Genomic DNA, 12,548 nt, shown 5'->3' on the forward strand with positions numbered 1-12,548 from the left:
AAAAGTTCCTTCATGGCATCCTCCCTATGCCGACAATAAGAACTTTTTACCCTTTTGGCAATTAATGAGTCCTGAGCTTAATACCCTGCGGCGAATCCGTCGCTTCTGGGATCGGTGGCTCCCTGGAGCACCCCTGTATTCTCGTCGATGAGAATGGCCCCGGCATGCCCCATGGTGTCGGTGAAATCCTCCACCACGCTGACGGGGTGGCCGCGCCGCGCCAGTTCCTCCACAACGCCGGACGGAATGCGGCCTTCCAGCTTCACGTCGTTGGAAGCCGCGCCCCAGGTGCGGCCGTAGAGCCAGCGCGGAGCCGTGACGGCTTCCTGCGGCGTCATGCCGAAATCCACCACCCGCGTCACAATGGCGGCCTGTGTCTGGGGCTGTCCTTCGCCGCCCATGGTGCCGTACACAAGGAAGGGGCGTCCGTCCTTGAGCAGCATGGCGGGGTTCAGGGTGTGCATGGTGCGCTTTTGGGGCATGAGGCAGTTGACGTGGGCGGGATCGAGGGAGAAGAAGCTTCCCCTGTTCTGGAGCAGCACGCCGGTGCCTTCGGCCACGATGCCGGAACCGAAATCGTGATAGATGCTCTGGATGAGGGAGACGGCGTTGCCGTCCTTGTCCACCACGCCCAGCCAGACGGTGTCGCCCTTGGGGTCGAGGGGCGCCTGCGGCCCTGCGGCCCTGTCCATGCGTATGCGCGCGGCCTGTTTTTGGCCGTGTGCTCCGGAAAGCAGCTCATCCACCGGGATGGAGACGAAATCGGGGTCGGAGAGGTAAAGGTCGCGGTCGAGGAAGGCCTCCTTGGTGGCCTCGATGAGCACATGGTAGTAGTCCGCGCTGCCTTCTCCCATGCCTTTGATATCGAAGTTGTTGAGGATATTAAGAATTTCCAGCGATGCCATGCCCTGCGTGTTGGGTGGCAGGTTGCAGGCGGTGAGGCCGCGGTAATCGACGCGGAGAGGCGTCACCCAGTCTGCCCTGTGCGCGGCGAAATCCTCCATGCCGAGCAGTCCGCCGTGCTTTTCCAGGTCGGCCGTGATTTTTCTGGCGATATCGCCCTCGTAGAACTCCTTCGCCCCTTTTTCGGCAATGGCTTCAAGGGTTTTTGCAAGGTCGGGCTGCCGCAGGATGTCGCCCACGGCAAGGGGTGCGCCGTCATGCAGGAACACGCGGGAAAATTCCGGGAAGCGCTGAAGGTTGCGGAAGGTGGTATCTTTCGTGTCGGCGTTGACGGCGCTCCAGCGGGCAAGGGAGGTCGAGACGGGAAAGCCGTCCCTTGCATAGTCGATGGCAGAGGCGAAAAGCTCCTTCCATGCCATGGGCGTGTGCAGGGCACGGCGGCTGAAGCGGTAGGCCTCATCCCAGCCGGATACCGCGCCGGGCACGGTATTCACCGCAAGGTACCCCCGGGAGGGAATGCTTTTGAGTCCTCTGGAGGCATAGAAGTCGATGGTGGCCTTTTTTCCCGCGCGGCCGCTGGCATTCAGGCCCAGAAGTTCGCCCGTCTTTGCGTTGTAGATGAGCCAGAAGTTGTCGCCGCCGGGCGTGCACATCTGCGGGTAGACCACGGCCAGGGTGACGGCGGTTGCAATGGCTGCATCCACGGCGTTGCCGCCGCGGCGGAGGATGTCCAGCCCGGCCTGTGTGGCCAGGTGGTTGGGAGATGTCACCATGCCGCGGGTGGACAGCGGATTGGTGCTCTGGGAAACGGTGGCGCAGTAGGAAGGGGACACGGCAAAGGCTCCTTCGGCGGGGAGAATGAGCGCGGCGCCGAGCGCCGCCTGCAGAAAGGCCCGCTTGAAAAATGGTGGCATGACAGCTCCTTCAAGGTAAGGGTTTATGGAACTTTGTCCATGGATGTTTTTTCTTCTGCAAGGAGCGTGCCGAAAAATTTTTTATGATATACCCATAAGATACATTTTTCCGGAACAGAGGCGCGGCACGTTTTTGCCCCGCGCGGCGCAGGAAAAGGCGCGTGTGATGACTCCGGGCCTCTGCGGCGCGGGTCTTTTGCCGTGCAGGCGGCCCGGTTCAGAAAAGAACTTCCGGTACGCGGATGTGCCCGCCCGGAAGTTCTTTCGCGGTAAAAAAAAGGATGCCCGGAGGCATCCTGAAAAAAAGAAGGGAAGGCGGTCAGGCCTGATCTTCGCTGAGGTCCCGCGTGTAGCGGCACTTGGGGTTGGGGCAGGCTATGTGTCTGCCGCGTGCCCGGGTGGTTTTGATGACGAGAACGGGCGAACCGCATTCGGGGCAGGTTTCGGCCACGGGCCAGTCCCACACGGCGTAGTCGCACTGGGGGTACTGGTCGCAGGAATAGAAGAGCTTGCCCTTGCGGGAGCTTTTTTCCACCAGCATGCCCTTGCCGCACTTGGGGCAGGCCACACCCGTGGAGAAGGGCGCGGCATAGTCGCACCTGGGATAGTTGGCGCAGCTTAAAAAGCGGCTGCCCGTGCGCGCCTGCTTGAGGATGACGTCGCCCCCGCACTTGGGGCAGGTGCCCACCTTCTGGTGTTCTTCCTTCTGCCGTTCCTGGGGAATGATGTGCCCCTTTTCGTCACGGGTGAAGTTGGTGGTGTAGCGGCATTCCGGGTAGCCGGTGCAGGCCAGGAATTCTCCGCTTTTTCCGAATTTCACCACCAGGGGCTTGCCGCATTCCGGGCAGGGCACGTCGGTGGTGAGTCCGCCCTTGACGGGAGCCATGTTTTTGGCCGCCGCTTCCAGGGTGGGATTGAACTCCTTGGAGAAGCCCTTCATGAGCTCCACCCAGCCGAGCTCGCCGTCGGCCACCTTGTCGAGATTGTTTTCCATTTCCGCGGTGAAGCCCACGTCCATGAGCCGCTTGAAATGGTCGCGCAGCTGGGAGCAGACCACCTTGCCGAGATCCGTGGGGATGAAGTGCTTGTCCTCCAGGCGCACATATTCGCGCTCCTGAATGGTGGAAATGATGGTGGCGTAGGTGGAGGGGCGGCCTATGCCCTTTTCTTCCAGTTCGCGCACCAGAGAAGCTTCGGTGTAGCGCGGTGCGGGCTGGGTGAACTTCTGTTCCTTTTCCAGCTTCTGCAGCGTGACGACTTCGCCTTCGCGCAGGGGCGGAAGGGCGCTTTCCTCTTCTTCACTGGTGCGGGGCATGACGGCGAGAAAGCCCGGGAAGAGCAGCCTTTCCCCTTTGGCCTTCCACTGGCCGGGGCCGCAGGTCAGGGTGACGGAGGTGTCGTGATAGGTGGCGGCAGCCATCTGCGAAGCGACGAAGCGGCACCAGATGAGGTTGTAGAGGCGGTACTGATCGGAAGAGAGAAATTCCTTCACGTCCTGGGGGGTAAGGGTGACATCCACGGGGCGGATGGCTTCATGGGCATCCTGCGCGGTGGTCTTGCCCTTGAAGGAGCGGCCCTTGCCGCCGGGAGCCATGTAATCCTTGCCGAAGCGCGCTTCCACATATTCCGCCGCGCTTTTCTTCGCTTCGTCGGCAATGCGCACGGAGTCGGTACGCATGTAGGTGATGAGCGCGGTGGTGCCCCTTTCGCCGAGTTCTATGCCTTCATAAAGGCGCTGGGCCGTGGTCATGGTGCGCTTGGAGGTGAAGCCGATGCGCTGGTTGGCCGTCTGCTGAAGGGTCGAGGTGGTGAAGGGCGGCAGGGGCGTGCGCGAACGCTCCTTTTCCTCCACCTGGGAAACCACGAAGGGCTGACCGGCCATGGCCTGTTCCATGGCGTCGGCTGCGGCCTTGCTGGCGATGAGAATCTTGCGCGCGCTTCTGGCTTCGGCATCTTCGCCGGAAAGCTGCTTCAGCGTTTTTGCAAAGCCGGTTTCCACCTTGACCAGTTCCGCCTTGAAGGGCGGGGGCGTCGCTCCGGCGAGAAGGGCGCGGAAGGTCCAGAATTCTTCGGGCACGAAGGCGAGGCGCTCTTCCTCTCTTTCCACGATGAGGCGCAGCGCCACCGACTGCACGCGGCCTGCGGAAATGCCCCGCTTCACGGTTTTCCACAGCAGGGGAGAGATCTTGTAGCCCACGAGCCTGTCGAGCACACGGCGGGCCTGCTGGGCGTTGAACAGGTCGGGATTGATGTCGTGCGGGTTCTCAAGCGCGTTCTTCACGGCGCGGGCCGTGATTTCGTTGAACTGTATGCGTTTGATGTTCTTCGCCTTGTTTCTGATGACTTCGGCGATGTGCCAGGCAATGGCCTCTCCCTCGCGGTCGGGGTCGGGGGCGAGGTAGACGGTGTCGGCCTTGGCGGCGGCTTCCTGCAGGTCGCGCACGACCTTTTCCTTGCCCTTGATGATCTCATAACGGGGGGCGAAGTCGTGGGATTCATCCACGCCTATTTCCTTGGTGGGCAGGTCGCGGATATGGCCCACGCTGGCCTGCACCATGTATTTGCCGCCCAGAAATTTTTTGATGGTCTTCACCTTTGCCGGTGATTCCACAATAATGAGATCTTTGCCCATAAAACGCTCGCAGATAGGAATTTGATGGGAAGCTTTTCCCGCCTCAAGGAACATACGACAAAAGGGGGGGGCGTCAAGCCCCGGAGGGGAAAAAGGACCCGCTTTGCCCGATTCTCCCGCGGAAACGGATACAAAGCATGCCCTGCGGCCGAAGAAGCCTCCGCCGCTTTGTCCCCGGGGCGGAAGAGAAGGCGTTTTCCGGAAGCAGAAGCGGATGGTCAGAAAAGAGTCGCCTCGTGGGCCGTTTCCTCAAAGCGTATGCGTTCCGGTCTCAGGCCGAGCAGGCGCCAGCGCGCCTTCAGCGCTCCCTTGTCGCCGTAGAGAAAACCCTGACAGAAGCGGGGCAGAACCAGCATCTCCGGTTTTTTCCCCAGAGCGTCCGCCGCATCCTGTGCGGCAAGAAGAAGCGCTTCGGCCTGAATGAGCGCGCCGAGAGCCGGATGCCGCGGGCCGGCGAGAAGCGCTTTGTCGAAGGCGGGTTCCGGGGCCACGGCCAGCCGTATGACGGGAACGCGCGCCTGCCAGGCCATGTTCAGCGCCGCTCCCAGGGTGCGGACGGTTTCCTCCACTGTCCATGGGCGGTAGCTTCCCTCCCGGTACCAGCGGGCGAGCACCGTGCCTTCCGGCACGAGGCAGGGATAGAAGCGCAGGCAGGCGGGGGAGAGGGAAAGAGCCTTCCGCACGTCGGCAAGAAAGATGTCGGGGCTGCTCCCCGGCATGCCGGGAAGCAGCTGTATGCCGAGTCTGAGTCCGGCTTCTGTCACGGCAAGGCAGCCTGCTTCCGCGTCCTTTCCCGTGTAGCCCCGCCGGGAAAGGGAAAGCGCCTTGTCGTCGAAGCTCTGTATGCCGAGTTCCACAAGGTCGATGCCGTGCAGGGAAAGTTCCTTCAGAACGGAGGGCGGGAGGGCGTCGGGTCTGGTGGAGCAGCGTGCATGGGTGATGCGCCCGCTCTGGCGCATGTCGTGCAGCAGATCGAGGCAGAGCGCGCGGTCGGCGTCGGGCAGGGCGGTGAAGGTGCCGCCGTAAAAGGCGAGTTCCCGCTCTTCCCCTGTGCCGCAAGGGCGCAGCTGCTCCAGTCCGGGGCGCACGGCGGAGAGAATCGACGCTGTGCCCCGGGCATTTCCCTGCCCGGTCTGCCTGTCCTGCGCACAGTAGACGCACTGGCCGGGACATCCCAGAAAAGGTAGAAAAACCGGAAAGATGCGTCCGGCTCTGTATTGTCTTTCTCCGGCAGGAAAATGAACGCACCGTGCGTTTTCTGCGGGAACAACATGGGAAAAATGCGACATTTTTTTGCCTCGGAAGAAAAGCTCTTGATGTTCTAATCGCTTGCGCTTAGGATGACAAGGTGTCCCCCGTGTTAAAAACACGGGAGGTTTCTGGAGGTCTGTACTGTCATGTCTGAGGAAAAGTGTATTTTCTGCCTCATTGCAAAGGGTGAGATTCCCTGCGCAAAAGTGTATGAGGATGATAGTGTCCTGGCGTTTCTGGATCTTTCTCCTGTTCATCCCGGGCATACGCTGGTCATTCCCAAGGCGCATTACAAGGATATGCTCCATGTGCCCTGTGAACTTGGACCGGCGATATTCTCGGCCCTGAAGAAGGTGGGCGCCGCCGTGATGGGCGCTACCGGCGCTTCGGGGTTCAACGTCATGCAGAATAACGGATTGTCCGCCGGGCAGACCATGTTTCATATCCATTGGCACATCATCCCCCGTTTCGACGGGGACGGTCTCGGCGCCTGGGAGCAGGGGAAGTATCCCGACGCCGCGGCTATGCAGGACATGGCCGCCAGGGTGGCCTCGTACCTGGAAAAATAATCCGTCTTCAGGAAGGAGTGGCAGGAGGAACGTATGAATAAGGCTCTTACCAAGGCAGACATTGTGGAAGCGGTGTACAACGACAAGAATCTTGGCCGCAACCGTGCGGAAGTAAAGAATATTGTTGAAAATCTGCTTTCTTTGATGAAGCAGGCCATCAAAAAGGACGACGCGCTTCTGATCAGTGGTTTCGGCAAGTTTGAAGCCTACGACAAGAACGCCCGCAAGGGGCGCAACCCTCAGACCGACGAATCCATCACCCTGCCGCCGCGCAAGGTCGTTGTGTTCCGCCTGTCCCGCAAGTTCCGCATGGAGCTCAACGGCGGCGAGGAAGTATAAACGCCGCAAGTTTTCTGAAAGGCCCGCTCCGGCGGGCCTTTTTTCTTTGCCCGGAAAAGAGGGGCGTGCTGTACTCCCTGATTCTTTTGCGTTATATCCTGTGGGCAACTTCCGGTTTTTCCGGGGGAAAATCCTGGCCGTTCGGTCAGATAGGAGAGGATATCATGTCTGTTCCCGTTCTTGATGCCGCCGCCTGGTCGGCAAGGCTTATGGAACTGCCGCGCCACGGAGCGGCGAAGGTTACGGCGTTCTATGAGCATCGCATGGGGGCCGTGTGCAGGGATGCAAGGTTTCTTCTTGTGCCGCTGGACGACCATATGGTGCACCGCGGCGACGCCATTTTTGAAAGCCTTTCCTTCCTGGAAGGACGCATCGTGCAGCTCGATGCGCACCTTGCCCGCATGAGGCATTCCGCCGAAAGGCTGAAGCTCACGCCTCCCTGCTCCTGGGACGAGGTGCGGAGCATCATGATCGACGTGGCGAAGGCGGGCGGCGAACCCTGCGGCGGGCTGAAGGTACTGCTCGGGCGCGGCTGCGGGGGGCTCGGCGTGGATCCCGGCGAATGCCCGGAAACCAGCCTGTACATGGTGGCCACAAAGGGCAGTCCGCTGCAGGAATCCTTCTGGCAGAAGGGGCTCACCGCGGCGAAAAGCGACATTCCCGCCAAGCAGGAATGGCTTGCCCAGATAAAATCCACCAACTACCTCGCCAACGCGCTCATGGCCATGGAGGCCCGGGAAAAGGGCGTGGATCTCACCTTCTCCTTCGACGAGCAGGGCTATCTTGCGGAGGCCGCCATTGCCAACGTGGCCATGGTGGACAGAGAGGGCAGGCTCCTTCTGCCGAACTTCCGCAACGCGCTGCCCGGCACCACGGCGATTCTGGCCATGGACCTGGCAAAGGCGTTCATGAACGTAGTTCTCACTGATATCACGGAAGAAATACTGGAACAGGCTTCCGAGGTTCTGGTACTTGGTACTACATGCGAGTGCGTGGCGGTCACGCACTACAACGGCAAGCCTGTAGGCGACGGCCGTCCCGGTCCCATGGCGGACAGGCTGCGCCATCTGCTGCATGACGCTCTTGTGACCGGAGGCGTGCCGTTCCTCGAATGATCAACAAGTGAGGAACTTATGCGCATCAAAACTCTGTTCACCGGTTTGTGCTGTGGTATCATTCTGGCCCCCGCGCTGGCCTTTGCGGCCGACACCGCTCCCAAGGCGAAGCAGACCGTGGCCGACACTCCCTTTGTGATCGTGGCCCCCAGCGAGGAAATCGTGGTCACCTTCCCCCTGTTCCTGGTGGAACGCGGCGTGGTGGAGAATGTGGACGCCAAGAAGGGCACCTTCTCCCTCAAGGACAAGGACGGCGATGTTTCCACCATCAAGGTGACGGATAACACGCTTATTGAAAACGTGTACGCCGACATCTTCACCTGGGAAACCAAGAAGGGCATCGCCGACCTGAAGAAGGGCGACAAGGTGCGCGCCCGCGTCTTCCCCGGTGATGAAGGCGAACCTTCCTCGGCCATTTCCCTGGATGTGTATAAGTTCTAACTGAAATCAGAAAGCCGCAGAGGCATGTCAGAAGGCCGGGCCGCCCGTCATGGGCGGCCCGGCCTCTGCTGTCTTTACCCCTTCTCGGAGGGGGGATGCCTAAAGCATGTTCACCGGGTCGAGATCCAGGGAAATGCGCATGTCGTGCTGAAGGTTGCCTGTGTCCCTGAGCGCCAGGGCGTAGGCCTGCCTGACGATGTGCCACGCGCCCGCCTTGATGAGGCACTGAAAGCGCGCGCGGCCCTGAATGCGGGAGAGCGGGGCGGGCGCAGGGCCGAGGACGGTGAGCCCGAGTTCCCGGCCGTGCTTTCTCAGCGAGGCGGCAAAGGCGTTCACGCATTTCTGCCCTTCGCTCCAGTCCCAGGGGTAGGAAAGGCGTATGAGCGCCAGTTTGACGAAAGGCGGATAGCGGCGCTGTTTTCTCAGGGCTATCTCGTGCGCGTAAAAGCCCTCATAGTCGCCCGTTTCCACGAATTTCCAGCAGTAGTGATGGATGTCTCTTGTCTGAATGAGCACGCGCCCCGGCTTTTCGCCGCGCCCGGCGCGGCCTGCGGACTGCACCAGAAGCTGAAAGGTGCGTTCCGCCGAACGGTAGTCGGGCATGTTCAGGCCCATGTCGCCGTCGGCCACCACGGCCAGGGTGACGTTGGGAAAATGATGCCCCTTGGAGAGCATCTGCGTGCCCACGAGCACCTGCGCCTCCTGCCGGGCGAAGGCGGAAAGGATTTCCTCCATGCGGCCGGGGCGTGCGGTGCTGTCGCGGTCCAGCCTGAGCACGCGGCCGCCCGGCGGGAGCGCTCCGGCAAGTTCCTCACCCGCCAGAGATTCTTCCAGCTTTTCCGTACCTTCCCCCATGGGCAGGAAGTTCATGCCGCCGCATTTTTCGCAGGGGGAGGGATAGGGGCGCGTATGGCCGCAGTAGTGGCAGACCAGCTGTTCGCGCTTCTTGTGGTAGGTGAGGGCTATGTCGCAATGGGGGCACCGGGCCACGGTGCCGCAGTCCAGGCAGTACATGAGGGGCGAGTAGCCCCTGCGGTTGAGCAGCACCACGGCCTGTTCGCCCTTCTGCACCGTTTCCCGCAGGGCCTCCACGGCACGGGGGGAAAGCAGGCGCGAGGCGGGCTGTTCCTTGATGTCCACCAGTTCTATGGCGGGCAGGTTCCCGCCCCCCGCACGGTGGGTCAGCCGCGCCATGGGGAAGGCGCCCTCCATGGCGGCGTGGAAGGTCTTGATATCCGGCGTGGCCGAACCCAGAATGAGCAGCGCCCTGTGCCTGCGCGCCCTTTCCCAGGCCACTTCCTTGGCCTGATAGGGCAGGCGGTCCTCCTGCTTGAAGGAACCGTCGTGCTCTTCGTCCAGCACAATGGCCCCCAGGGGCGGCATGGGCAGGAAAAGCGCCGAGCGCGTGCCGATGATGAGGCACGGTTCCCTGCGTGCGGCGAGGCGGCGGAAGGTGCGTTCCCGCTGCTGCTGGCTCTGGTAGCCGTGATAGAAGAATATGGGCGTGCCGGGGAAGCGCTCTGCGGCGTCGCGCCTGAGCTTGAGGGCAATGGCCACTTCCGGCGCGAGAATAAGGGCTGAACGTCCTCTGGTGAGGCAGGCATGGGCAAGTTCCAGATAGACGGCCGTCTTGCCGCTGCCCGTGATGCCGAAAAGAAGATGAGGGGAGGGGCGTTCCTCGCCCCGGGCGAGGGCGTCCATTTCCTCGCAGTAGCCGTCAAGCGCAGCCTGCTGCTCTTCGGAGAGCGCAAAGGGAGGCTCCGGCGGAGGGAGCAGTTCTTCCCCGGGTTCCGCCTCTTCGTCGTCCGTGTCGCAGGGGCGCAGTTCCACCAGCTTGTTTCTGACAAGGCCCGTCAGGGCCGTCGCGCTGTCCGGCAGAGCCTCGCGCAGTTTCTTGCGGGGAACGACGCCGTTTCTCAGCAGCCAGTCCAGCACTTCGCGCTGCTTCACCGCATTCGGCCGCACGGGCCAGGGCGGATCGCAGGCCAGGGCGCACAGTTCCCCCTGCGCCGCATCTTCGGCCAGCATGAGCATCTCGGCGCGGCCGTTCATGAAATCCTGCGCCAGAATCCCGCGTTCTTCATGAGACAGGGCGGGAATGTCCCGCAGGGCGAGAAGCCGCGGCCTGCGTCCCCTGCCCTCCAGATCGGGCAGATACTGGCGCAGGCGGATGCGCGCCGTGATCCTCAGCCCCTGGGGCAGAAGGTTGCCGAGAATGCGTCCGGGGGAGGAATACTGCCGGGCCGCAAGCTGCGCCACGGTGTCCATGTAGTCGGCGGGAAGAAGCGGCGTTTTTTCCAGAGGCCAGGTGAGGGGCCGGAGGGTGATACCCTCTTTCTGCGGCATGGCGTGCTGCCCGGAAAAGACCTCTGCGGACTTCTGGCCTTCTCCGCTCACGGCAATGATGACCCCTGCGCGTATGGCGCCGTTTCCCAGGGGAACGGCCACGCGCATGCCCGCCTGCCAGGGAAAGCCCGGAAATTCCTCCGGGCTGAGATAGCTCAGCGTGGCATAGGGAGGGGAGCACAGGGCGACGTGGCAGATCATGCGTTTTTTCCTTGCCGGAAACGGGCGACGCGGCAGAGCGCTCCCTTCAGAAAAGGGCGCGGGGCGCTCTCTTTTCGTCTAGCCCTTGAAGACGAAGAAGGCTCCGGCCACGATGAGGGCAAAGCCTATGGCATGGTTCCAGGTGAGGCTTTCACCGAGGTATACCGTGGAGAAGATGCCGAAGATGGTCAGGGAAATGACTTCCTGTATGGTCTTGAGTTCGGCGGCGGAAAAATAACCGTACCCCACGCGGTTGGCGGGCACCTGAAGGCAGTATTCAAAGAAGGCTATGCCCCAGCTGACGAGAATGGCGCCGAAGAAGGTGAGGGAGTGGTGGCGCAGATGTCCGTACCAGGCATAGGTCATGAAGATGTTGGAGCCTATGAGAAGGACGACGGTGATGAGAGGAATGGGGAGATGAAGCGTCATGGCGGCTCTCCGGTGTTCGCCCTTGGAGCATTTGAGGGATAGGGGTTTCGCCCTGCGCGGCGGCGGGCGTGGCCTGGAAAGTGTCCGGCCCGGAAAGAGGAAGCGGGGACGCCTTTCCCCGTCAGGAGGAAAGGCGGTCCCGAAAAAGAAAGGGGAGCATGCTCCCCTTTGATGATCGGCGTTGCCTTGGCCTGCGGCCTACAGGTCGAATTCCTTGTGCAGGACGTTCACCGCAAGTTCCAGGTCGGCTTCGTCCACAAGGCAGGAAATCTTCACTTCCGAGGTGCTGATCATGATGAGGTTGATGCCCGCCTTGTAGAGGGCATCGAAGGCGCGGCTGGCCGCACCGCTGTGGTTGCGCATGCCCACGCCCACCACGGAGACCTTGGCGATGTTGGAGGAATGTTCAATGCTGCTGCACGAGGGAGCGGCCTTTTCCAGAACATCCAGGGTGCGCTTCAGGTCCTTGCGGGACACGGTGAAGGCCATGTCGGTCACGCCGTCGCGGCTGGCCGTCTGGATGATCATGTCCACCACGATGCCCGCCTTGCCCAGCGGGCTGAAGATGCCGGCCGCGGAGCCCGGGCGGTCATGCACGTCGCGGAGCGTGACCCTGGCCTGATCTTTGTCAAATGCGATGCCCGAAACGAGCACGGACTCCATCATACTGTCCTCCTTGGTGACCAGCGTGCCCGGATCGTTTGAGAAGGTGGAACGCACCCGGACAGGAACATTATATTTTTCGGCGATTTCCACGGAGCGGATCTGCAGGACCTTGGCGCCCATGGAGGCCATTTCCAGCATTTCGTCGTAGCTTATGCGCTCCATCTTGTGGGCATCCTTGCACATGCGCGGATCGGTGGTGTACACGCCGTCCACGTCGGTGTAGATGTCGCAGAGGGTGTCGTCGCCGAGGGCGGCGGCAATGGCCACGGCGGAGGTGTCGGAACCACCGCGTCCCAGAGTGGTGAGACGCATGTCGGGCGTGCGGCCCTGGAAGCCGGCCATGACCACCACGTCATAGGTCTGGAAGGCTTCCCGGATGGTATCGGCGCTGATGGTGTCGATACGGGCGCTGCCGAAGGCGTCGTCGGTGACGATGGGCAGCTGGAATCCCAGGAAGGAACGCGCCTTCACGCCGGAATCGCGCAGGAGCATGGAAAACAGCGCCACCGATTCCTGCTCGCCGGTGGTAAGCAGAACGTCAAGTTCCGCGGGATCAGGTTCATCCGACCACTGGTAGGCCCTTTCCAGCAGGCTGTTGGTCTGGCCGTAACGGGCGGAGAGGACCACCACCACCTTGTTGCCTTCCTCAAGGGCGGCGAGCACCTTGGCGCGCACTTTTTTCATGCACTCCAGGTCGGCGACGGAAGATCCTCCGAATTTCTGCACAAGAATACGCATAGCA

The 12,548-nt window shown here is 61.8% G+C and carries 10 protein-coding genes; 4 read left to right on the top strand and 6 right to left on the bottom strand.

The genetic code is table 11. From position 1 onward, the window contains the following. Positions 1–77: 77 nt before the first annotated feature. The 3 genes from ggt to Q0K07_RS03310 all read right to left on the bottom strand — a co-directional run bounded on the left by ggt (position 78) and on the right by Q0K07_RS03310 (position 5,738). Positions 78–1,817, bottom strand: a complete 1,740-nt coding sequence (ggt, locus tag Q0K07_RS03300) for a gamma-glutamyltransferase (RefSeq protein ID WP_294556379.1) — start codon at positions 1,815–1,817, stop codon at positions 78–80. A gap of 319 nt (positions 1,818–2,136) precedes the next feature. Continuing rightward, entirely contained in the window at positions 2,137–4,449 is a 2,313-nt protein-coding gene (gene topA, locus Q0K07_RS03305; RefSeq protein WP_294556381.1) for a type I DNA topoisomerase, read from the bottom strand. Positions 4,450–4,667: 218 nt separating this feature from the next. Then, positions 4,668–5,738, bottom strand: a complete 1,071-nt coding sequence (locus Q0K07_RS03310; RefSeq protein ID WP_294556384.1) for a radical SAM protein — start codon at positions 5,736–5,738, stop codon at positions 4,668–4,670. Positions 5,739–5,846: 108 nt separating this feature from the next. On the opposite strand from Q0K07_RS03310, the gene Q0K07_RS03315 reads away from it, so the two are divergent. The 4 genes from Q0K07_RS03315 (at position 5,847) to Q0K07_RS03330 (ending at position 8,164) form a co-directional block, all read left to right on the top strand. Next, entirely contained in the window at positions 5,847–6,269 is a 423-nt protein-coding gene (locus Q0K07_RS03315) for an HIT family protein (protein WP_294556388.1), read from the top strand. A gap of 33 nt (positions 6,270–6,302) precedes the next feature. Beyond that, on the top strand, positions 6,303–6,608 hold the full coding sequence (locus Q0K07_RS03320) for an integration host factor subunit alpha (RefSeq protein WP_294556392.1): 306 nt from the start codon (positions 6,303–6,305) through the stop codon (positions 6,606–6,608). A gap of 164 nt (positions 6,609–6,772) precedes the next feature. Continuing rightward, complete coding sequence (locus Q0K07_RS03325) at positions 6,773–7,723, top strand: aminotransferase class IV (RefSeq protein WP_294556395.1); 951 nt, start codon at positions 6,773–6,775, stop codon at positions 7,721–7,723. Positions 7,724–7,741: 18 nt separating this feature from the next. Continuing rightward, complete coding sequence (locus Q0K07_RS03330) at positions 7,742–8,164, top strand: hypothetical protein (RefSeq protein ID WP_294556398.1); 423 nt, start codon at positions 7,742–7,744, stop codon at positions 8,162–8,164. 99 nt (positions 8,165–8,263) lie between these two features. On the opposite strand, the gene priA is transcribed toward Q0K07_RS03330, so the two are convergent. The 3 genes from priA to Q0K07_RS03345 form a co-directional block, all read right to left on the bottom strand. After that, on the bottom strand, positions 8,264–10,711 hold the full coding sequence (gene priA / locus Q0K07_RS03335) for a primosomal protein N' (protein ID WP_294556401.1): 2,448 nt from the start codon (positions 10,709–10,711) through the stop codon (positions 8,264–8,266). Between the two features lie 78 nt (positions 10,712–10,789). After that, on the bottom strand, positions 10,790–11,140 hold the full coding sequence (locus Q0K07_RS03340; protein WP_294556404.1) for a DMT family protein: 351 nt from the start codon (positions 11,138–11,140) through the stop codon (positions 10,790–10,792). Between the two features lie 198 nt (positions 11,141–11,338). Beyond that, positions 11,339–12,544 (bottom strand): aspartate kinase, encoded by a 1,206-nt coding sequence (locus Q0K07_RS03345; RefSeq protein WP_294556407.1) that lies wholly within the window; start codon positions 12,542–12,544, stop codon positions 11,339–11,341. Positions 12,545–12,548 lie beyond the last annotated feature (4 nt).

Source organism: uncultured Mailhella sp., assembly GCF_944324615.1.
In the GTDB taxonomy this organism is placed as follows: domain Bacteria; phylum Desulfobacterota; class Desulfovibrionia; order Desulfovibrionales; family Desulfovibrionaceae; genus Mailhella.